The 21,538-nt window shown below is 35.0% G+C and carries 20 protein-coding genes; 14 read left to right on the top strand and 6 right to left on the bottom strand.

The window, feature by feature from the left end; translation table 11 throughout:
• Positions 1 to 113: 113 nt before the first annotated feature.
• Positions 114 to 281 (top strand): hypothetical protein, encoded by a 168-nt coding sequence (locus tag MKX14_RS15365; RefSeq protein WP_000938939.1) that lies wholly within the window; start codon positions 114 to 116, stop codon positions 279 to 281.
• Here MKX14_RS15365 and nadC read toward each other — a convergent pair.
• Positions 278 to 1,123, bottom strand: coding sequence for a carboxylating nicotinate-nucleotide diphosphorylase (gene nadC / locus MKX14_RS15360; RefSeq protein ID WP_240282889.1), 846 nt, complete (start codon positions 1,121 to 1,123; stop codon positions 278 to 280). The two genes, MKX14_RS15365 and nadC, sit on opposite strands and share 4 nt — an antisense overlap.
• A gap of 171 nt (positions 1,124 to 1,294) precedes the next feature.
• On the opposite strand from nadC, the gene ampD reads away from it, so the two are divergent.
• The 3 genes from ampD to MKX14_RS15345 all read left to right on the top strand — a co-directional run bounded on the left by ampD (position 1,295) and on the right by MKX14_RS15345 (position 4,716).
• The gene (gene ampD / locus MKX14_RS15355; RefSeq protein ID WP_240282888.1) at positions 1,295 to 1,864 is read left to right on the top strand and encodes a 1,6-anhydro-N-acetylmuramyl-L-alanine amidase AmpD; all 570 of its coding nucleotides are present in this window, start codon (positions 1,295 to 1,297) and stop codon (positions 1,862 to 1,864) included.
• Positions 1,865 to 1,936: 72 nt separating this feature from the next.
• Positions 1,937 to 3,487 carry a murein biosynthesis integral membrane protein MurJ gene (gene murJ, locus MKX14_RS15350; RefSeq protein ID WP_170248985.1) on the top strand — a complete coding sequence of 517 codons (1,551 nt, stop codon included), beginning with the start codon at positions 1,937 to 1,939 and terminating at the stop codon, positions 3,485 to 3,487.
• Positions 3,488 to 3,513: 26 nt separating this feature from the next.
• A complete protein-coding gene (locus MKX14_RS15345; protein WP_240282886.1) occupies positions 3,514 to 4,716 on the top strand; it encodes a hypothetical protein in 1,203 nt (400 codons plus the stop codon).
• A 42-nt stretch (positions 4,717 to 4,758) separates the two neighbouring features.
• Here MKX14_RS15345 and fklB read toward each other — a convergent pair whose 3' ends face one another.
• The 5 genes from fklB to wza all read right to left on the bottom strand — a co-directional run bounded on the left by fklB (position 4,759) and on the right by wza (position 10,157).
• Complete coding sequence (gene fklB, locus MKX14_RS15340; protein ID WP_240282884.1) at positions 4,759 to 5,457, bottom strand: FKBP-type peptidyl-prolyl cis-trans isomerase; 699 nt, start codon at positions 5,455 to 5,457, stop codon at positions 4,759 to 4,761.
• Between the two features lie 48 nt (positions 5,458 to 5,505).
• Complete coding sequence (fkpA, locus tag MKX14_RS15335) at positions 5,506 to 6,231, bottom strand: FKBP-type peptidyl-prolyl cis-trans isomerase (RefSeq protein WP_240282883.1); 726 nt, start codon at positions 6,229 to 6,231, stop codon at positions 5,506 to 5,508.
• Positions 6,232 to 6,418: 187 nt separating this feature from the next.
• Complete coding sequence (ptk, locus tag MKX14_RS15330; RefSeq protein ID WP_240282882.1) at positions 6,419 to 8,605, bottom strand: polysaccharide biosynthesis tyrosine autokinase; 2,187 nt, start codon at positions 8,603 to 8,605, stop codon at positions 6,419 to 6,421.
• 18 nt (positions 8,606 to 8,623) lie between these two features.
• On the bottom strand, positions 8,624 to 9,052 hold the full coding sequence (gene ptp, locus MKX14_RS15325; protein WP_240282880.1) for a low molecular weight protein-tyrosine-phosphatase: 429 nt from the start codon (positions 9,050 to 9,052) through the stop codon (positions 8,624 to 8,626).
• Positions 9,053 to 9,056: 4 nt separating this feature from the next.
• Positions 9,057 to 10,157 (bottom strand): polysaccharide biosynthesis/export family protein, encoded by a 1,101-nt coding sequence (gene wza, locus MKX14_RS15320; RefSeq protein ID WP_240282878.1) that lies wholly within the window; start codon positions 10,155 to 10,157, stop codon positions 9,057 to 9,059.
• A 360-nt stretch (positions 10,158 to 10,517) separates the two neighbouring features.
• Between wza and tviB the strand changes: the two genes are divergently transcribed.
• Genes tviB through MKX14_RS15270 form a run of 10 tightly spaced genes read left to right on the top strand, consistent with a single transcriptional unit; the run spans position 10,518 to position 21,485 of the window.
• A complete protein-coding gene (tviB, locus tag MKX14_RS15315; RefSeq protein WP_240282877.1) occupies positions 10,518 to 11,792 on the top strand; it encodes a Vi polysaccharide biosynthesis UDP-N-acetylglucosamine C-6 dehydrogenase TviB in 1,275 nt (424 codons plus the stop codon).
• Between the two features lie 13 nt (positions 11,793 to 11,805).
• On the top strand, positions 11,806 to 12,936 hold the full coding sequence (wecB, locus tag MKX14_RS15310) for a non-hydrolyzing UDP-N-acetylglucosamine 2-epimerase (RefSeq protein ID WP_240282874.1): 1,131 nt from the start codon (positions 11,806 to 11,808) through the stop codon (positions 12,934 to 12,936).
• 34 nt (positions 12,937 to 12,970) lie between these two features.
• Positions 12,971 to 14,230 (top strand): UDP-N-acetyl-D-mannosamine dehydrogenase, encoded by a 1,260-nt coding sequence (gene wecC / locus MKX14_RS15305; protein ID WP_240282872.1) that lies wholly within the window; start codon positions 12,971 to 12,973, stop codon positions 14,228 to 14,230.
• Between the two features lie 16 nt (positions 14,231 to 14,246).
• Positions 14,247 to 15,470 (top strand): oligosaccharide flippase family protein, encoded by a 1,224-nt coding sequence (locus MKX14_RS15300; protein ID WP_240282870.1) that lies wholly within the window; start codon positions 14,247 to 14,249, stop codon positions 15,468 to 15,470.
• Complete coding sequence (locus tag MKX14_RS15295) at positions 15,463 to 16,560, top strand: glycosyl transferase family 1 (RefSeq protein ID WP_240282869.1); 1,098 nt, start codon at positions 15,463 to 15,465, stop codon at positions 16,558 to 16,560. The genes MKX14_RS15300 and MKX14_RS15295 overlap by 8 nt, the downstream gene beginning before the upstream one ends.
• On the top strand, positions 16,550 to 17,836 hold the full coding sequence (locus MKX14_RS15290; protein WP_240282868.1) for an O-antigen polymerase: 1,287 nt from the start codon (positions 16,550 to 16,552) through the stop codon (positions 17,834 to 17,836). Before MKX14_RS15295 ends, MKX14_RS15290 begins: the two co-directional genes overlap by 11 nt.
• Positions 17,837 to 17,843: 7 nt before the next feature.
• Complete coding sequence (locus tag MKX14_RS15285; RefSeq protein ID WP_240282867.1) at positions 17,844 to 18,986, top strand: glycosyltransferase; 1,143 nt, start codon at positions 17,844 to 17,846, stop codon at positions 18,984 to 18,986.
• Positions 18,987 to 18,993: 7 nt separating this feature from the next.
• A complete protein-coding gene (locus tag MKX14_RS15280; protein ID WP_240282866.1) occupies positions 18,994 to 19,944 on the top strand; it encodes an NAD-dependent epimerase/dehydratase family protein in 951 nt (316 codons plus the stop codon).
• 7 nt (positions 19,945 to 19,951) lie between these two features.
• Positions 19,952 to 20,968, top strand: a complete 1,017-nt coding sequence (locus tag MKX14_RS15275; RefSeq protein ID WP_240282865.1) for an MraY family glycosyltransferase — start codon at positions 19,952 to 19,954, stop codon at positions 20,966 to 20,968.
• Entirely contained in the window at positions 20,958 to 21,485 is a 528-nt protein-coding gene (locus tag MKX14_RS15270) for an acetyltransferase (protein WP_240282864.1), read from the top strand. The genes MKX14_RS15275 and MKX14_RS15270 overlap by 11 nt, the downstream gene beginning before the upstream one ends.
• Positions 21,486 to 21,538: the final 53 nt, after the last annotated feature.

Here is a 21,538-nt window from a genome sequence, read left to right as displayed (position 1 = left end):
TGTAGATGAATAATAAAAATAAAGACTTACCTTTTGTAACAGAATCTCCTAAGCCTCGTCATATTTATCTTTTACCTTGAAACCCTGATTTTTTAAAGTAATGGGGAAAATTTATGCTACAAGGTTTTATTGTATTATTAGCAGTAGTTACATTTGTTCTAATGGCTGCCGATCCACGTGATAGTGGGGCACAAGCGACTCAATCAGCGTGGCAAAAAACACAAGCAGCAGACATGACCAAGTCGCAAAAAAATACCAATAATGACGCAGATTTTATTTAAGCATTAAAACGCATAGATAAATCAACAGCTCTAACGTCTTTAGTTAGGACACCCATAGAAATATAGTCAACGCCAGTGGTGGCAACTTCACGCAAGTTTTCAATGGTGATATTGCCAGAGGCTTCGAGTTTACAGCGGCCCGCCACATGTTTTACGGCATCAATCATTTGCTGTTGACTGAAGTTATCGAGCATGACAATGTCAGCACCAGCTTCAAGCGCTTGATTTAGTTCATCCCAAGTTTCAACTTCGACTTCAACAGGTTTGCCCGGTGCAATTTGATGTGCTTTGGTGATTGCTTGAGCAATACCACCCGCTGCCATAATATGGTTTTCTTTAATTAAGAACGCATCAAATAAGCCAAGACGATGGTTTTGTCCGCCCCCGATAGCAACCGCATATTTTTGTGCAATACGTAAGCCTGGTAGAGTTTTACGTGTATCGAGAAGTTTTGTATTTAAACCTTCAAGATGCTTAACATATTCAGCAGTTTTGGTTGCAACAGCAGACAAAGTTTGAATAAAGTTTAAAGCAGGGCGCTCTACAGTAAGTAAGCTACGTGCAGAACCTGCAAGCTTTAAAAAGGCTTCATTTGCAGCAACACGGTCACCTTCTTGTTTTAACCAAGTCACCTGTACAGTGTTGTCATAAGCTGAGATGAGCGCATTTACCCAAGGTTGGCCAGCTAAGACCATATCTTCGCGGCTAATAATGGTTGCAGTGGCTTGCTCATCTTCAGGTGTGAGCATAGCGGTAATGTCACCGTCCCCAATATCTTCTTGTAATGCTTGTTGAATATTGATTTGAATTGATTGTTCAAGCAAAGACTGAGGTATGCTCATACGGTTTCCATTTTGTCGATGACCCTAAAACTTGCGATATATTAGCACCGTCGACCTGAAAAATAAGCTGTTTTATGAGATTAATCGCGATAAACAATCGCATTTACTGCTTTGAAAAGCACATAACTGTTTTAAACTAAAGCAATTGGCAAGCAATTTATTGGCGTCTCAATGAAGCAAATCACAGCGTATGAAGTTATAGATGGACAATTAAAAGGGGCGAGACAAATCCCTTCTCCAAATTTTAACCAGCGTCCGACTGGCACCGAAATTCAAATGATTGTGGTTCATAATATTAGTTTGCCGCCGTCTCAATTTGGAGGTGGCTATATTGAGCAGTTTTTTCAAAACAAGTTAGATTGGTCAGTTCATCCTTATTTTCAGACTATTGAAGGTATGCAAGTCTCTACACACCTGTTAATTTTACGAACAGGTGAAGTCCTACAGTTTGTTAACTTTAATGATCGTGCATGGCATGCAGGGCGTTCAAGTTATTTAGCTAAAGTTGAATGCAATGATTATTCAATTGGTATAGAACTTGAAGGAAGTGATGATTTACCTTTTGAAGACGTACAATATGAAGTGCTAACAGACGTTGTTACCGCTATCCGCCAGGCTTATCCTGAAATTAAAAACCATATTGCAGGGCATTCAGATGTTGCTCCTGGCCGAAAAACCGATCCGGGGCCTTATTTTAAATGGCAACACTTTAGACAACTGTTAGCACAGAAAAAAACTTGAGTTCATTCATCATTTCACAACGAAAAGATTTTCTAGTTTCATTACAATAGCGTCTTTCGAATATAGCTGTAGGTGAGTGCGATGGCATTGTGGCGATCGACTTTTATTGTCAGTGCAATGACGATGTTGTCACGAGTGTTAGGGCTCGTGCGTGACGTCGTATTGCTCAACGTGTTTGGTGCAGGTAAAGATTTTGATACCTTCGTCGTTGCTTTTCGTATTCCCAACTTCTTTCGACGACTATTTGCCGAAGGCGCCTTTTCTCAGGCCTTTATCCCAGTCTTAACTGAATATAAAACGGGTCGAGCACACGCTGAAGTACAGATCTTAATTAGTCGGGTATTTGGCTGTTTGCTAACAGTTATGACCTTACTCACTTTTGTGGCTATGGTTTTAGCACCTGCAATCATCTATATGTACGCACCGGGCTTCCACAGTGACCCAGAAAAGTTCGATTTAGCCGTCAGCATGTTCCGTTTGACTATTCCATATCTAATGTTTATGTCGCTCACGGCTTTTGCTAGCAGCATCTTAAATAGTTATGGCTCGTTTGCCTCACCAGCTTTTTCACCAGTTTTGTTAAATGTAGCGATGATCGCAGGAGCGTGGTGGCTTACGCCGTATATGGCTGAGCCAATCAAAGCACTAGGCTGGTCAGTTGTTGCGGCTGGGGTATTACAGTTAGCGATACAAATTCCTGAATTGTGGCGTAAAAACCTACTGATTCCACCTAAAGTTGATTTTAAACATGAGGGTGTAGAGCGTATTTTAAAATTAATGCTTCCAGCATTATTTGGTGTATCGGTGACTCAGATTAACCTGCTGTTAAATACGATTTGGGCATCCTTTATGCAAGATGGTTCTGTATCTTGGCTCTATAGTGCCGAACGTATGACTGAGTTACCTTTAGGTTTAATTGGTGTTGCGATTGGCACAGTAATTTTGCCTTCGCTTTCTGCCCGTCATGCAGAGCAAGATCAGGCTAAGTTCCGCAGTATGATCGATTGGGCAGCAAAAGTGATTGTGTTGGTTGGTTTGCCGGCAAGTATTGCTTTATTTATGCTTTCAACACCGATTATTCAAGCATTATTCCAGCGTGGTGAGTTTGATCTACGTGATACGCAAATGACAGCTCTAGCATTGCAATGTATGAGTGCTGGTGTAATTTCTTTCATGCTCATTAAAGTATTTGCGCCAGGTTTCTATGCACAACAAGATACAAAAACACCAGTTCGCGTAGGCTTAATGTCAGTTGCAGCTAATGCGATTTTAAACGTTGTATTTATTGGCTTCTTTAAGCTTATTGATTGGCATGCAGAACATATGGCACTTGCACTAGCATCTTCAGGTTCAGCGTTAGTGAATGCCGGTTTACTCTACTTCTATTTGCATAAGCGTAATATTTTCCGATTTGGTCCGCATTGGAAGAAATTAGGACTTCAATATGGTTTAGCGAACCTTGCCATGATTGCAGCGCTTTGGTTTGGGCTCAATTGGTATAACGGAGAGCTTTCACAGTGGTTACGTGTTGCCGAAGTCGTAGGGCTATGTGTAGTTGGGATAATTGCTTACCTGATCGGTTTAATCCTTACGGGTTTTCGACCTAGAGATTTAAAACACTGAAACAGCTAGGGGATAAAGAGATTAAGATGAAAAAGAAGAAGCTTTTTATAGTACTAAAAATTTTATTTATTATTCTTGGTTGCCAGAATACAGCTCTAGCTCAAGAAAATGCTACATTAGGAGCAGAGGCTTACCTATCTCTTAACACTTGGAGTGTAAATGAAAGATATAATGCTTCCCATATGTTAATGGTCCCTTTATACTATGCTTATAAATATAATGATGAATCCTTAAAAGAAAAACTTGATGAAAATATAGAAAGATTTCTGAAAGAGGGAAAAGAGGATTTAAATATCAAAGTACAAAATGAAAAATTAAGTGGGTTACAATATTTATATTTTTTAAGTGAGTATGCTGATTTAAGTAATAATAAAACATTAGCTAATTACTTATTTTTTCAGATTAAAGGAATCTGGACTAATATTCCTGCTCAGCAATGGGAAAGAAAACCTTTTAATAACATGAGAGAAAGGCTCGATTGGAAGCTTCAGGCTAATAAAAAGGATGGATATAAAAGAATTATTATTGATGAAGAGTTATTTACTTTTGGAATAGCATCTAATTTAATTAAATTCTATCCTAAAGAGCCTGTATTAAAAGAGATAAATTATTATGCATTAGAGGTGTTCAAACAGAGAAGTAGTCTAGAGTATGGGAGATGGTTATTTGATAAGGGTAGTTACGATAATTATAAAGATCATGCATATGCAGGATATAATAATAAAATAGTTAAAGGTAAGAAACCATTGAAAGATATGGTAGCAGACTCTTCTCATTTTTTTAGAATGCCTAAAATTCTTTTGTCTTTACAAAGTTCTTATCCTATTAATAGTGATAATTATAACTTATATAAGAATTTTAGGGAGGGTCTTACTAAACAATTTTTAGATAAAGTCGTAAAGGTAGAAAATAATCGTATATATCTGACTAACTATATGGATGGAAGAAATGGAATTTATAGATGGGAATATCCAAGTTTAGGGAAAGGGAATGGGTATGGGCCATATGGGTTAACGAGTTCATTTGGCATGGGATGGTGGAGCTTTCTAGAAAACCAAGAAGTTAGAAATCTTTACTTAAGATATTATCGACAATTAGAAATAGCTAGTAAAACAACGTTATGTCCTAAAATTTTTAATCTAGTTAAAAATCAAAAACATATGACAAATCGTAAACAATTCAATGAGTGCATTTATTTATACAACTCTTATATGGCTTCAAAAATATAGTATCAATTATGATTTTATATTATAAAACACCGCATAGCGGTGTTAATTCTTTGGCAAAACTTGCAGCAATTCAATATCGAAAATTAAAGTGCTATTCGGACCAATCGTGTCACCTGCACCGACTTCACCGTAAGCGAGATTGGCAGGGATAAAGAAACGAGTTTTACCGCCTTCTTTCATGGTTTGAAGACCTTCAGTCCAGCCTGCAATCACTTGGCTAAGCTGAAATTCAACTGGATGATTACGTGCGATTGAGCTGTCAAATACAGTTCCGTCGAGTAAACGGCCTTCATAATTCACTTTCACACGTGATACAGCTTTCGGTTTTTTACCTGTACCTTCTTTTAATACTTGGTATTGGAGACCTGATTTAGTCGTGATTACACCCGATTTTTTTGCATTATCAGCAAGAAATGCAGCACCTGCTTGAGCATTTTGTTGTCCTACTTTTTGAAATTCAACAAGCTGCTTAGCTTCTAAAGTTTTTTTATAATCATTAATCGCTTTCGCCATTTCTTCGTCAGTTAAGCGTGCGGTTTTGTTCTGAGCACCTTCTTGTAAACCCTGATAAAAAATATCAAGATTTAGATCTGTTAAAGCATCAGTATTATTACGGCCCATTAAATAGCCATAGCTATAGCTAAATTGTTCTTTTGCTGGGCTTTTATTTGTAATAGGTGCAGCAGCAAAAACAGATAAACTCATCGTTGATGTTGCAATAATTAAACCAATTTTTTTCATGCCGTTTTCCAAAAAAAGGAGAGTACTGTTTTACTCTCCTGAATGTTTTTATTTCACTGAAATGAGTTCTACATCAAAAATCAGCGTACTGTTTGCTGGAATACCAGGAAGTTCCTGAGGACCATAAGCAAGATTAGATGGAATGAAGAACGTCGCTTTACCACCTTCTTTCATGAGCTGAAGCCCTTCAGTCCAACCTGGAATAACTTGATTGAGAGGAAACTCAACAGGCTCACCGCGCTTATAAGAACTATCAAATACTTGACCATTAATTAAACGGCCTTCGTAATGTACTTTAACCATAGACTGCGCAGTTGGTTGTTTACCTGTGCCTTCTTTAGTGATGATATATTGCAAGCCAGATGCTGTAGTTTTTACACCAGCTTTTGTTTTATTTTCTGCAAGGAATTGAACATCTGCAGATTCAGACGCTGCTCCAGCGGCTGGCTCTGGTTTATCTTGTTGTTGCATTTTTTGCTGCAATTCTTTTTCATAAGCAGCAACAGCAGCTTTTAACTCTTCTTGAGTATAAGCACTTTGTTGCTTATTACGAGCATCATGAATCCCTTTCACAAATGATTTTGTGTCTAGTTCAGGTGGAGTTTGCTGAGCAACTTCGTACCCAAGAACATAACTGATTTTTTCGATTGGAGAGGCATTTTTATTTGCTTTGCTTCCGACTTCTGTGGTCGGATGTTGGCTTGCATAATAAACTGGTACAAGTGCAGCACCGCCTAAAACTACAGCGACAGCAATGGGTAAGGCTTTACTCATAAAAGGTTCCAAAAATAATCTGAGTCTAAAAAGGCTGCTTTTGATCTTAGCATGCTTAAGCATAGAATGTTTAAGAAAAAAAACGAGTGGTTTTTTATATATTTTAGTTAGTTTTAGTAGGGATATACTTAAAAAATCTTAAATAAAAAACCGGATCATTTGATCCGGTTCTCTTATCACTTTTCGGTTAATCTTCTTTTTGCGCTTTATATGCGTAAGCGTAGTTATAACCATAACCGTAGCCCGCGCTCGCACGTTGAATGTCGTTAAGAATGAAACCGTTAACTTTAACCCCTGCTTGTTCAAAGCGATTAAGGGTTAATTCCAGCTCTTTCATTTGTGACTTAGCATAACGCGCAACAATTAGGTTCACCCCTGTATATTGCGAAATAATAATACCATCGGTTACTGCAAGCACTGGTGGGGTGTCGATAATGATGTGGTCATATTGACTTTGTAGCTGTTCAAGTAGTTCTTTAAATTGGTTAGAACTTAAAATCTCAGAAGGATTTGTTGGGCTTTTACCACGAGTAATCACATCAAGGTTAGCAACTTGAGTTTTGTGTAATACTTTTTGTAGATCAGCTTGTCCACTTAACAATTCAGAAAGACCCGGTTTCACATCAACATCAAAGTATTTATGCATATAACCACGGCGCATATCGGCATCAATGAGTAGTACGCGTTTATTACCTTGAGCGAAAATTGTTGCAAGGTTGGTCGAAATAAATGATTTACCTACTTCTGGAGAAGGTCCGGCAATCATAATGATATTGTTTTTCGCACTCGCTAAAGCAAAGTGAATCGCAGTACGAATACTACGTAAGCTTTCAATTGCGATGTCATCACTATTTTTAACTGCAAGAATAGGAATGCTTTTCTTCTTCTTTAAAATCTTGATGCGGCTTTCTTGAATTGGAGAGCGCGGTACAGTTGCATAGACAGGTAAATCCAACTCATTTTCAATTTGTCCAGAATCCTTAATGCCTGTACGTAGCATATTACGTAAAAGAGCAATTAAAGTTCCAATAAAACCACCTAAGAAAATCGATAAAATTAAAATTTGTAATTTTCTAGGTTTAATTGGCTCGACTGGCTCAATTGCCGTATCTACAATCCGTACATTACCAATTTCACCTGCCTTTGCAATACGTAGCTGTTGGTAAGAATTCAAAAGAGCTGTATAGAGCTGAGTTTTAACTTCTACTTCGCGGTACAATTGCAGATATTGACGTTGTACATCTGGCAGTTGTTTTAATGTGGTATTTAACTCACCAATTTGTTTATTAATGGCACCCAATTGGCCATTAATTTCTCGCATTGCAGGGTGCTCGGCAGTGTATTTTGCAGCCATTTCAGCTTGTTTTTGTTCAAGTTCAGCTTTTTTAGTTTCTAAGGTAATACTTTGAGTTAAATACAGCTCGGATTCTTTAGTTACATCAACTGTATTATATTGTTGACGAAATTTATTGAATTGACGCTCTGCATCATCGAGTTGTTTTTTTAAGTCTGGAAGCTGTTCATCTAAAAACTTTAAAGTTTGAGCTGATTCAGCCGAGCGACGTTCAACATTTTGGGCACCATATGTTACTAAGATCGCATTTAAGACTTGAGTAATATGTTCTTTATCTTGCCCTTGATAATTTAAACCTAAAACACCTGTCAGCTTGCCACGTTCAGCTACAGAGTAGTTTGAACTTATTGCATTGACTGCAGCAGGTAAAGATAAGTTCATAATATTATAGGTTGTATCAGACTGATCTTTGGTAAAAATACCGACTTTCCAAGTGCCATATGGACCAGTGACTTGATTTAGTTGATTAAGTGGTACCGTTAAAAGAGTTTGTTCCGTTGCTGGGTCAGTTAAACGTAAAGATTGTTTATCAAAGTTAAGATGTAAGGTCTTATCCAAATAATATGCTGGAACTTCTAATGTACGAATCTCAAAACTTTTGAGACCGTCCTTAAATATAACTGATTTTTTAGTGTATTCAGTTTTATAGTCAACGTCGCTCAATAAGCGATGGCTAAAAGTATTTTCTGTACTGGAAACTTGTATATTCAGATGTAATTCTTTAATGACAGAACCCAGAACCAACCGAGATTTTAAAATTTCAATTTCAGCTTGAGCAGGAGATTTTTGCTCAATCATATTTGATAAATCACCAAGTAAAGCTGCAGAAGCTCCTTTACTGTCTTCAACTTGAACTAAAGCATCAACAGAGTAAGTGTTTGGAGTGACACGTAAGTAGAGTAGAGCACATACAAGACTTAAAATAACGCATAGAGCGATAAGCTTCCACTGTGCAATGAGTGAAAAAAACAATTCTTTTAAGTCGATTGTATCTTCGGTATTGATATTTTGTTGGTTCATAAGCTTAAAATCTAGGCGTTAAATATAAGGTTTCCAGTCAGCAATACACTGTTGAATAAGTTGGCAAGTTTCATCAAAAATTGCTTGATCGTGTTGATAGGGATCTGGCACGTTTTTGTTCTGCCAATGGCCCAAGCGATAGGTTTTACCTTTTGCAAAAGGCCAGGTTTGTTCAATATGTTTTTGCTGGTTGTGACTCATGACCAAAATCAGGTCAGCTTTTTTTATATGCTCTGCACTCAGTTTACGAGCTGAATGTGGTTGCATGTCGATGCCTAGGCGTTGCATACAAAGTTGTGCTTTACTGTCGGCCGAATGCCCTACCAAGCCTGAAATGCCAGCAGATTCAATATTTAATTGGGGATATTCCTGCTTTAAGAAATATTCTGCCATAGGGCTACGGCAGATATTTCCAATGCAAACCACTAAAATATTTTTAATTTGCATAAAACTATTGTCCCAAACGGTCTATGTTATATAAAGCATTTGAGAAAGGAATAACTTGGTTAATTACACGTTGCCAGCGAGTTAACCCAGTCGCATCCACATACACAATATCATTACTACGTAGCTTAAACTGATTGGCTAAACCAAAATCACCAATACTCATCAAGTTTAAATGATAAATTTCGGTTGTACGATCATTGGAGTTAGTGCGTACTACATAAATACGACTCGCACTTGCCGAGTTCGGGTTAATTCCTAAACTTTCACCCAATGCATCAGTTAGCGTCATACCTTGATCACGCATTGGTAAAGCTTGATTTTTGCCAGACTCACCCATCACATAAATTTTCTGGTTTTCACGGCTGCTGACATAAATGGTATCGTTTGATTGAACCAATAACTTATGTAATGAATAGCCTTCCTTTTCTAATTCAATCGTATTTAAATTATAGGTACGGCCATTACGAATAAGTTGGATATAGGTGTTGTCACCTTTTTCACTTACACCACCAGCGAGGCCTAAAGCTGTGTATATACTTACGGGCTGGTCACTCAAATAAAATTGGCCACCTTTTATAACACTGCCTTGAACAGAAAAACGCTGACCTTCATATGATAATACACGTACCGTAACATCCGGATTTTTTAAGAAGCGTGCTAATTGGCTGCGCAATTCACGGTTAACTTGTGCGAGTGACTTGCCTGCGGCTTTATAGCGCCCAACTAAAGGAAACTGAATGTAGCCGGCTTGATCGATTGGATAACCATTTGCCTGAACAGATTGTTCATTATTTACATTGTTTATAGGCGGTGTAATTTCAGGATATGCCCAGAGTTGAATTGAGAGGACATCACCTGAGCTTAAACGGTAAATGGGTTGTTGATTTTTAAATAAGGCTGCATAGTCGCGTTGATAATCGACTTGGGCTGGTTGTATTGCGGGTAGTGTTTCTTGAGAAATTTTTACGACATTAACAGTAGTTCCTAGGTCAGTTCTATAGACGCCTTCATTTGGAATATCGTAAGTTTGTAAACCGGAAGTAACCGCACAACTCGCAGCACTTAAACTTAAAGCAAGAACAGAAAAAAACTGGCAATACTTCACACGCGACCCTTTGTGTATTTATCTTTAATTGATATTGTTCACTGCATAGTAACAAGTGTCTATTAAACGCAGACTGAACAGATTCTAGCTGAAAAGAAATGAAAAAACATCGAAAAATCGTATAGCTTTGTATGTTTAGTTTATCTGAGCTACCTATTTAAACTATGGTCACTTATTAGAAATATTAAAAAAGTAATATTTTGTTTAGCTACATTAAATAAATTTTACTTATTAAGGGGGTAAACACAATTATACAATTGGTATGCGGCGCTAACTTAAAATCTGATATAGTACGCTGTATTGTAAGTGCCAAAAGCATGATTTATTAGATATAAACTCTAAGGAAAAAGGCTCGTTTATATGCAAATTGCCAATTTAAAAATAGCAATTATTGGTTTGGGCTATGTAGGCTTGCCATTGGCGGTTGAGTTCGGGAAAAAAGTACCAGTTGTTGGTTTTGATATTTATCAAAAACGTATTGATGAGCTCAAATACGGTAAAGATTCTACTTTGGAAGTGTCTACACAAGAATTACAGCAAGCGGTGAAATTAAGTTATACTGCTGATTTAAAAGATTTAAAAGATAGTAACTTTTTTATTGTCACTGTTCCGACACCAATTGATAGTTTTAAACAACCAGATCTCACACCTTTAATTAAAGCATCGACTAGTATTGGTAGTGTACTCAAGAAAGGGGATATTGTTGTATATGAGTCGACCGTATATCCTGGTGCAACAGAAGAGGTATGTATTCCTGTTCTGGAAAAAATTTCAGGTTTGAAATTTAACCAAGACTTTTTCGCAGGTTATAGCCCTGAACGAATTAACCCAGGTGATAAGTTGCATCGTGTAACTAATATTTTAAAAATTACTTCAGGGTCGACTTCTGAAGTGTCTGATTATGTTGATGAAGTATACAACCTGATTATTGAGGCAGGAACTTATAAAGCACCTAGTATAAAAGTGGCAGAAGCTGCTAAGGTGATTGAAAATACACAACGTGATGTCAATATTGCTTTAATTAATGAATTAGCCCTTATCTTTAATAAATTGGGTATAGATACAGAGGATGTTCTAAAAGCGGCAGGAACAAAGTGGAATTTTTTACCATTTCGTCCCGGTTTAGTTGGTGGACATTGTATTGGAGTCGACCCATATTATTTAACACATAAAGCTCAATCAATCGGATTACACCCAGAAATTATTTTAGCTGCTCGCCGCTTAAATGATCGTATGGGTGAATATGTAGCGACACAGCTCATTAAAGAGATGGTTAAGCAACGTATTCAAGTAGTTGGTGCCCGTATTTTGATAATGGGTTTGAGTTTTAAAGAAAATTGCCCTGATATACGTAATACAAAAATTATTGACTTCATCAAAGCCCTGAAAGAGTATGATTTAGATCTGGATATTTATGACCCTTGGGTGGATGATACAGAAGTCCAACACGAATATGGTTTAGCGCCGGTTAAAGAATTGACACAAGGTGTGTATGATGCCGTCGTCATTGCAGTCGCTCACGATCAGTTTAAGGTAATGAACGCACAAGAGTTTCATGCATTAGGTAAAAGCAATCATGTACTTTATGATTTGAAATATGTACTAGATCAACAAGAGTCATCAATACGTTTATAAGGAATTTATTCAGGTGAAAAGAGTTTTATTGGTATTTGGAACAAGACCAGAAGCAATAAAAATGGCGCCATTAGCCTTAAAATTACAGCAAAATACTAAAGATTTTGAAACAAAAGTTTGTGTAACGGGCCAACATCGTCAAATGCTGGATCAGGTTTTAGAACTCTTTAATTTAACTCCTGACTTTGATCTTAATCTTATGAAACCTGGGCAGACGTTATCTGATGTGACATCAGGTGTATTAAAGGGGTTAGAACAGGTATTTAGTACTTGGGCACCAGATTTAATTTTAGTACATGGAGATACTGCAACTACATTTGCAGCCTCATTGGCGGCTTATTATCATAAAATCAAAATTGGTCATGTAGAAGCAGGATTGCGTACAGGAGATCTATATTCTCCATGGCCTGAGGAAGCCAATCGTCAATTAACCGGTGTACTGGCAGATTATCATTTTGCCCCAACGCAATCCTCTTATCAAAACTTGATCAAAGAAAATGTTAATCCTGCACGAGTAGTGGTGACAGGAAATACCGTCATCGATGCTCTATTACAAGTCAAGGCGAAAGTTGAGCAAGAACAGTCACTAATCCAGAAATTTGAACATGAGTTTGATTTCTTGGATCAAAGTAAAAAATTAATCTTGGTGACAGGCCATCGTCGTGAAAACTTTGGTCAAGGCTTTTTAAATATTTGTTCGGCCTTGGCCAATCTTGCCAAAAAGTATCCAGATATACAGATTGTATATCCTGTCCATCTCAACCCAAATGTACAGCAGCCTGTGAATGAGCTTTTAGCAGCGATAGAAAATATTCATTTGATTGCGCCTCAGGATTATTTACCTTTTGTCTATTTAATGAATCGCAGTTATCTGATTCTGACCGACTCTGGTGGGATTCAGGAAGAAGCGCCTTCCTTAGGAAAACCCGTGCTGGTCATGCGAGACACAACCGAGCGTCCTGAAGCGGTTGAAGCGGGAACGGTTCGCTTGGTGGGCACTGATGTAAATACGATTGAGCGTTGGGTAAGAGAGTTACTTGAACAACCTGAGCTTTATAGCGAAATGGCTGAAGCCCACAATCCTTATGGTAATGGTACAGCATGCCAGCAGATTATTGATTTTCTGAAACTAAAGTTAGTTTGATTTTTAACCGTTTAATTTTGAAAAAGTATTAATTATGAGTAACTCATTTAAGCATATTTGTGTCATTGGTCTTGGCTATATTGGTTTACCAACAGCGGCTACATTTGCTGCACATGGTATACGGGTTACAGGTGTGGATGTAAATCAGCATGCTGTAGACATGATTAATCAAGGGAAAGTTCATATTGTTGAACCTGATTTAGATGCTTTAGTCCGTGACGTTGTTGCACAGGGCAAATTGTCAGCTCAATTAACACCTATTGAAGCTGATGCTTATATTGTTGCGGTTCCAACTCCTTTCAAAGATGATTATCAACCTGATTTGAAATATATCGAAGCGGCAGCAAAAGCTTTAGCACCTTTTTTAAAGCTAGGTAATCTGGTTATTTTAGAGTCAACTTCTCCTGTGGAAGCAACTGAAAAAATGTCAGCTTGGTTAAGTGAGGCAAGACCAGACTTGAGTTTCCCGCAGCAGAAAGGTGAAGAGGCAGATATTTTAGTTGCTCACTGCCCAGAACGAGTATTACCAGGTAAGGTTCTGCAAGAACTGATTAGCAATGACCGAATTATCGGTGGTATGACACCACGTTGTTCAAAAGCAGCATGTGAGTTATACAAAACTTTTGTGAAAGGTGAGTGTATAGAAACAAATGCACGTACGGCTGAGATGTGTAAATTAACAGAAAACTCTTTTCGAGATGTCAATATTGCTTTTGCAAATGAGCTTTCAATTATTTGTGATAAGTTAAATATTAATGTTTGGGAGTTAATTTCACTTGCAAACCGTCATCCACGTGTAAATATTCTACAACCAGGCCCAGGTGTGGGTGGACATTGTATTGCTGTCGACCCTTGGTTTATAGTTGCGAAAACACCTGAGCAAGCACGTTTAATTCGCACAGCCCGTGAAGTCAATGATGCAAAACCTCAGTGGGTAATTGATCAGGTTAAGATTAAAATTGCAGAATTTTTGCAGGAAAATACGTCAAAAACGATTAAAAATGTGACTGTTGCATGTTATGGCTTGGCATTTAAACCTGATATTGATGATTTGCGTGAAAGCCCTGCTTTAGAAATTACCAAGCAGCTGGCAGAACAGGGGCTAAATATTTTAGCTATTGAGCCAAATATTGGTGAGTTACCTGCAAGTATGCCTTCAAATGTTCAGCTTATTCCTATAGAAGATAAGGATAAAGCAGATATTCATCTGATTCTGGTTGATCATAAAGAATTTAAAGTGCTTAAAGCTATGGATAGTCAATATTTAGTAGATACAAAAGGCTTAGCTATCTAAGTTAAGTGATACTCTTATGAGTTTTTTGAATAAAGCAGTTAAATTTGGTAGCGGAGTCATACTAGCACAGTTAATAACTGCTGCTAGTATTCCTTTATTATCAAGATTATACTCTCCAGAAGATTTCTCTCTTTTTGGTATGTATTTTTCTATTTCTGCAATATTGGTAGCTTTTGTAACCTTAAGATTAGAAACGTTGCTACCTAAAGAAGAAGATACAGACATTGATCACAAGCTTAATATTATAATTAATGTAGCCTACCTTACATTTCTACCACTACTTTTTACTTCTGCGTTTTTACTTTATTTTTTTTATAATGAATTTGAACGTGTGAATTTGATCTGGAGCGTTTTTATAGTTTTTGCAGCCATAACTTTTAGTTTATTTAATACAATAAATATTTTAAATGTGAGGCGAAATGAGATGACTCTAGTTAATAAAGCTAGAGTATCACGTAGTATTCTATCAATTATATTTCAATCAGCTCTATTTAATTTAAAAGGGGGGCTTTTTTTAGGGGAGGTAATAGCTAGATTTTTTGGATTAGTTTTTCTTTGCAAAAAAAATTATTTTAAGTTTAATATAAAGTCGTCAATAAAATTAATTAAAGAAAAAATTAGTTATATAAAATATGTTTTGACTTCTAACTTCTTTAATATATTAGGATTAAATATTTATCCTATAATGATTTTAAAGTTTTATGATCCATTTTTGGTAGGTCAGTTCTTTTTTGTCCAAAAAATATTAAGTGCACCTGTGACCATGATTGCACAATCTATATCTATAGCATTGTTAGGTGATTTTAAAAAAATAATTAAGAATGATAAAAGCTTACTTATAAAAAAAATAAGAAAAATTAGTTTTATTCTCTTTTTTAGTAGTTTTTTAGTGTTTTGGGTGAGTGCGTTTTCGTTGAAATATTTTGAGGTTTTTCTCTTTGGTGAAAAGTGGAAAAGTATTTATAAGTATGTATTTATATTAATCCCATTTCTAGTTGGACAAGTTGCTTTTTCACCATTTTCACAAATGTTATTATTAATGGATGGGGAAAAAAAACAATTTCTTTGGGATGTTTGCAGGCTCTTCTTGGTGCTTTTTTCTATATTTGTACCTTTGTTTTTTAATGTAGATAATGCATTTATTATAAGTCTCTATATATATTCCATTACTAATTTTTTTATGTACCTAATACACTATTTTATACTAATAAAAGCTATTAGAGGTTTTAATGATGACTAATATATTAATGATTTTAAAAACTCAAAACTTGAGAAATGATCAAAGAGTTTTGAAGGAAATAAAATCATTATCTTTAAATGGTGCAAAGGTTGAGGTTTTTGTTGCTAAGAATTGTGATATCACCCAAGATGAGCTACGTATTCCAATGAATAATATTAGTATTATAGGGGGAGCTGCTCCTACTAGTTTAATTGTTAGAGTTATTGGTGTTGTCCATTTTTATATATTAAATCTTATTTATTTTATACCAAGAAAAAGATATTTCGAGAAAGTTTGGATTTGTGACCCAATTATGTTTGGGCTAGTAATTCTATTAAATTTATTTAGTCCCAAAACAAAAATTATTTGGGATCATCATGAATTACCTCCTAAATGGTTTTTAAATAATAGAATTTTAATGAGTTTATTTAAAAAGGCTTATTTGGCGAGTGATGTTATTATTCATGCAAATGAATCACGTAAGAATTATTTGGAACAGAGTTTAAGTGTTCAGGCCAAAAAAGTATTTATTTTAAATAATTATCCCTTAATCAATATGAATGAAGAGGATATGCTGAATGAGGAAGCTGAACAATGGATCTTAAAGAATAAGTTTATCTATTTACAGAATAGTCTTCAAGATAATCGATATGGTGCTAATGTAATTAGAGCTGCAATAGATGCTGGTTATAATATTTTTCATGCAGGAAAAATTAATCAAGAGTATATTGAAAAAAACAATTTAGATAAAAGTAGGTTTTTCTTGGCAGGATATTTAAATGTAAAACAAATAAATAGAGTTTTAAATAAATGTGCGCTTACAGTAATATTGTATAAACAAGATTCTTTAAATCAAACTTATTGTGATGCAAATAGATTGTATCAGGCTATGGCTTTAGGTGTTCCTGTAATTGTTGGTAATAATCCAACATTAATAGAAACTACAGTGAATTATAAGAATTGTGAGGTTTTAGATAATGATGGTGGTGACGAGCGGTCACTTTATAATGCAATATTAAGATTAGAGTTAAACATAAAATCAAGAGAACCTATATTATTTCAGTGGTCTGATTTTAATTTTATTTTTCAGGAATTAGTGCATGATTCTTAATAGGTTTTTAAATTCTTTTTTAGTTCTTACTTTTCTAATTCTTATAGCATATATATATAACATCTATGTTGTCGATGTGTATGACTATTGGTTTTATTCAAATGTACCTATAGTAAGTTTGTATGTATATTACTTTGTTATAGCTATAGTTGCCTTTTTTATTCCAAAATACCAATCTAAACCTTCTGATTTTTTGGCATGGATCTTTTTCTTCTTAGTATCATTACCCACAGTTTCACTCTCACCTTATATTGCAGATAACTTTTATACAGGAAGTATAACATGTTTGATTTTATTAATTTCAAATAGCTTGATATTCTGTGTTTCTAGTATTGATGAAAATAGGTTAATACCAAGGTTTAAAGGGTTTAGCCTAATTAATTTAAAATACTTTATTGTGTTATTCTCACTATTTCTAATCGTATTAGTCTATCTAAATTTTGGGTTCAATATAAGAAAGCTACTAGATCTTTCTATTTTTACTGATACATATGAGATTAGGGCCGACTTTAGAGATATTAAGAGTGGAATAGGGGCTTTATCTAGTTATTCTATTTATTGGTTAGCAAAGTTTTTTTTACCTTTTTTTATTTGTTATGGGTTAGCTTTTAAAAATAAAAAATATATTTATCTTGGCATCTTCTTGCAACTAGCTATTTTTACGGTTTCTGCGCATAAAAGTTTTATTTTCTCTGCTTTACTGGTTTTTATTGTATATTTTCTACTGCTAAAAAAATATAGTTTTACTCAATGGCTTGCTGCAATTAATTTATTTCTATTGTTTTCTTTGGTTCTATATAATTTTCTCGGTATTGATTTACTAATTAATATGTTTGTAAGGCGAGCTTTTATTATGCCTGGGGTTTTATCTAATTGGTGGGTGAATTATTTTAGTATTAATGATTTTTCCTATTTTTACGGTAGCCTTTTAGGAGATTTTTTTAATAGTAATAGTCAGTTGAGAGCACCTTTTTTAATCGGTTTAAATTACTTTGGAAATGATTGGACTTCTGCTAATGCAAATTTTATTGTTGACGCATACGGTAATGCAGGTATTAAAGGTGTGATATTTACTGTATTAATAGTATTATTACTATTGTTAGTTCTGAATCGCCCTTCAAGATTTTCAGACGAATTTAAAATATTTACTACATTAATTTCAATTCCAATTTTTTGGAGCTTCGTTGAAACATCATTTTTTATTATATTTATTACGCATGGTTTGTTAATTCTAGTACTGTTTATGTTATTTTTGAGGCCATTTAGAAAAAAGTAGTTAGGTTATGAAAAGTTTGAAAGAGATTTGTATAGTTACAGCTAATCAATTGGAAAGTGAAAATCCAGCTAGGAATCGAATATTGAGTTTGATTAATGGTTTTTTAGAAAAAGAATATACTGTACATTTAATTTCTATGGATCGTGATGATTATAAAATATGTACTCATCATAATTTCATACATCATAAAATACCATTTGTTAATGTCAAGATATCTTCTTTTTTTAAAAGAGCTTATCTAGAAATGAAAATAGCGTTAAATGCTATTAGAAAAGCAAATCAAATAAATTGTGAGTTTAGTTTGGTTACAATACCATCTATGTTTTTGTTGCATTTAAGCTTTTTTCTTAAAAATAATAGAGTAAAAATACTCGATATACGTGATCTAAGTTGGGAGTATTTATCGGATAAATCTTTTTTTCAGCGTATAGCAAAACAAATTTTTAGGATGTCTGCACATAGGAATTTAAGTAATTTTAGTTTTATAGATGTAACAAATGACCATGAATTAAAATATGTTAAGTCTATTGTTCCTAATACACCTTTATTTAAAATGACTAATGGTGTTTCAGAAAAAATTTATAATCAATTATCGTCTTTACCTAAAGACACAAAAGAGAAAGATAAAACTGTTGTGACATATATTGGAAATATAGGCTTAGCGCAAGACCTTTCTACTCTAATTAAAGCAAGTGAAGAGTTACCTGAAATTCAATTTAATATTGTAGGGCATGGTACAGATTTTTATAGAGTATCAAAATTTGTTAATAAAGATCAATGTAATATAAAGTTCTGGGGGCAAGTTGATTTTGAGATGCTTAAATCTGTTTACATCGAGACAGACATTTTGTACGCTCAATTAGCTCCTGAGTTTAGTGGTGCTATGCCATCTAAATTATACGAATATTTAGCTACAGGAAAATATATTATATATGGTGGTCATAATGTTGCTGTGAATATTTTAAATGGATTTGATAATATCAGTATCATTGAGGCACAGAATGTGCAGCAATTAGTGAGTACTCTAAAAAAAATTGAAGAAAAAAAACTATATAAAATTAAGTCTTTATCTAATCAAAAGAAAATTTATGATGAGTTCGTCCGTGAGAGAAGTGTTGAAGATTTTATAAATTATATAGAATCTAGGTAGAATTAATATGAATATCTTAGTGACTGGTGCAAGTGGATTTGTCGGTAAAGAGTTAGTAAAAAAACTTATTGTTAATCCATCTTTTGATCGTGTTACCGTATTAGTACGTAAATATAACTTAGATTTTGACTCAAAAGTTATACAAATTTTAGGGCAAGAGAATAATTTTTTTAGCACTGAAATTCTAGATAATACACATGTCATTATCCACTTAGCTGGCCGAGCTCATATATTAAATGAGAAGGTAAAAGACCCTTTACAGGAATTTAGAAAGGTTAATGTTGAGGGTACGTTAGAGCTTGCTAAACAAGCCCTAGAGAATAAAGTAAAGCGATTTATTTTTATTAGTTCGATTGGTGTCAATGGCTCAAGTACAAATGGAAAAGCATTTAGTGAGCAGGATGTCCCTCAACCCCATGCTGATTACGCTGTATCTAAGTTGGAAGCAGAACTAGCACTTCAAAAGCTTTTTGAAGGTAGTGAAACAGAATTGGTAATTATTCGGCCACCTTTGGTTTACGATGCTCATGCACCTGGAAATTTTGCACGGTTATTAAAATTAGCCTCTACAAATATTCCTTTGCCATTTGTTGGGGTAAATAATAAACGTACATTTGTAGCACTTGAAAATTTGGTCAATTTTATTGAGTGTTGTATTACTCATCCGCTAGCTAAAAATGAATTATTTTTAATTGCTGATACTGAAAGTTTATCTACTAAACAATTAGTGACCTATTTAAGACAAGGTATGCAAAAAAAAGCGAACTTGATCTATATTCCTAATTTTATAATGAAGTTGGGCGCGTTAGGGATAGGTAAAATAAAACTATATGAGCAGCTTTTCGGTTCATTAGAAGTAGATGCTTCAAAAGCAAGAACATTGCTAGGCTGGCAACCACCACTAGATGCAGAAGCCGCCCTACAAAATGCTGGCAGTAAGTACATTAAAGTTAAGTGAGTAAAGCATGTCGATTTTTTTGCTAATCATTGTCGGTTTTTTAGCTGCATTTTCTTTAACTGGGTATATGAGACAGTATGCCCTCAAGAAAAATATCATCGATAAACCTAATGAACGTAGTTCCCATACTATGCCAACCCCTCGTGGTGGTGGGGTAGCTGTAGTAATTAGTTATCTTTTAAGTTTGGCTGGACTGATTTACTTAGGATATTTAGTACCCTCAATCGGTCTAATTGTAATTGTTGCTGGATTTATCATCGCATTATTGGGTTTCTTAGATGATCATGGGCATATTAATGCATTAGTCCGACTGGCAATTCATTTTATGGTTGCAATTGGGGTAGTGGTTGCCTTAGGTGGGTTTACGGAAGTCACTATTTTTAATGGCTTACAGTTAGGTTTTGTGGCAAATATTATTGCTGTCCTATTCTTAGTGTGGTTATTAAATTTATATAACTTTATGGATGGTATTAATGGAATTGCGAGTATTGAGGCAATTACCTCAGCTTTAAGTATAGCCCTAATATATTGGATGTTATATCCAACAGTGAATAATCAGGTGCTATGGTTAATGGCTGCCACAGTGTTCGGGTTTATGTTATGGAATTTTCCGAAAGCTAAAATATTCATGGGTGATGCTTGTAGCGGTTTTTTAGGGTTAGTATTAGGTATATGGGCTTTATATGCACTTAAACAAGATACAGCATTATTTTGCGCATGGATTATTTGCTTAGGTGTTTTTATTGTAGATGCGACTTTTACTCTGATTCGGCGAGTTTTGAATGGGCATAAAATGTATGATGCTCATAGAAGTCACGCATATCAATATGCTTCTAGAAGATATCAAAGCCACACAAAAACAACCTTAGGTGTTCTTACAATAAATGTAATATGGCTATTGCCAATGGCCTACTTAGCCGCTACAAAAACCATGATGCCAGAGCTTATTATTGCTGTTGCTTATTTCCCTTTAATTGTTTTAGCAATCTATTTTAATGCAGGGAAGACAGAACATGAGCAATAAAAGTACTTTATTGATTTTAGGTGCAGGTGGGCATGGTAAATCAGTTGCTGAATCAGCCTATTTATCTGGAAAATGGAATAATATTGTTTTTGCAGATGATGCTTGGCCAGAAAAAACAGAGTTTTATGGATATCCTATAGTGAGTAATATAAAACGGTTGTCTGAAGTACCTTTGAATGTCTCGGCTGCTATTCCAGCAGTAGGAAATAATTTAGTACGTCAACAATGGTTTCAGTTATTACAAGACACAGGTATCCCATTGACGACTGTAATTCATCCTTCAGCAATTATTAGTTCGTCAGCTAGGTTAGGGCGTGGTGTAACGATTATGGCTGGATGTATTATTGGTGTAGAAACTTATGTTGCTGATGGTGTAATTATGAATATGGGAACGGCTATTGATCATGATGTGACAATTGGCCAATTCGCACATCTGAGTGTTGGAGTAAAAGTGACTGGTGGTAAGAGTATTGCTGCTTTTGAGTTTATTCCTGCGGGAAGTATATTTGCTCATTAAATAAATTTTGGACAAACGTGCTTACTTGAGTACCTGAAAGACTGTAAGTTCAG

Source organism: Acinetobacter pittii, from assembly GCF_022449185.1.
Taxonomy (GTDB): Bacteria; Pseudomonadota; Gammaproteobacteria; order Pseudomonadales; family Moraxellaceae; genus Acinetobacter; species Acinetobacter pittii_I.
The sequence above is the reverse complement of the archived record's forward strand: the minus strand, read 5'-3'. Positions and strand labels throughout refer to the sequence as shown.

Coding starts and splice junctions, on each gene's coding strand:
- MKX14_RS15365 (WP_000938939.1), top strand. CDS start 114: ATGCTACAAGGTTTTATTGTATTATTAGCAGTAGTTACATTTGTTCTA.
- nadC (WP_240282889.1), bottom strand. CDS start 1,123: ATGAGCATACCTCAGTCTTTGCTTGAACAATCAATTCAAATCAATATT.
- ampD (WP_240282888.1), top strand. CDS start 1,295: ATGAAGCAAATCACAGCGTATGAAGTTATAGATGGACAATTAAAAGGG.
- MKX14_RS15345 (WP_240282886.1), top strand. CDS start 3,514: ATGAAAAAGAAGAAGCTTTTTATAGTACTAAAAATTTTATTTATTATT.
- fklB (WP_240282884.1), bottom strand. CDS start 5,457: ATGAAAAAAATTGGTTTAATTATTGCAACATCAACGATGAGTTTATCT.
- fkpA (WP_240282883.1), bottom strand. CDS start 6,231: ATGAGTAAAGCCTTACCCATTGCTGTCGCTGTAGTTTTAGGCGGTGCT.
- ptk (WP_240282882.1), bottom strand. CDS start 8,605: ATGAACCAACAAAATATCAATACCGAAGATACAATCGACTTAAAAGAA.
- ptp (WP_240282880.1), bottom strand. CDS start 9,052: ATGCAAATTAAAAATATTTTAGTGGTTTGCATTGGAAATATCTGCCGT.
- tviB (WP_240282877.1), top strand. CDS start 10,518: ATGCAAATTGCCAATTTAAAAATAGCAATTATTGGTTTGGGCTATGTA.
- wecC (WP_240282872.1), top strand. CDS start 12,971: ATGAGTAACTCATTTAAGCATATTTGTGTCATTGGTCTTGGCTATATT.
- MKX14_RS15300 (WP_240282870.1), top strand. CDS start 14,247: ATGAGTTTTTTGAATAAAGCAGTTAAATTTGGTAGCGGAGTCATACTA.
- MKX14_RS15295 (WP_240282869.1), top strand. CDS start 15,463: ATGACTAATATATTAATGATTTTAAAAACTCAAAACTTGAGAAATGAT.
- MKX14_RS15290 (WP_240282868.1), top strand. CDS start 16,550: ATGATTCTTAATAGGTTTTTAAATTCTTTTTTAGTTCTTACTTTTCTA.
- MKX14_RS15285 (WP_240282867.1), top strand. CDS start 17,844: ATGAAAAGTTTGAAAGAGATTTGTATAGTTACAGCTAATCAATTGGAA.
- MKX14_RS15280 (WP_240282866.1), top strand. CDS start 18,994: ATGAATATCTTAGTGACTGGTGCAAGTGGATTTGTCGGTAAAGAGTTA.
- MKX14_RS15275 (WP_240282865.1), top strand. CDS start 19,952: ATGTCGATTTTTTTGCTAATCATTGTCGGTTTTTTAGCTGCATTTTCT.
- MKX14_RS15270 (WP_240282864.1), top strand. CDS start 20,958: ATGAGCAATAAAAGTACTTTATTGATTTTAGGTGCAGGTGGGCATGGT.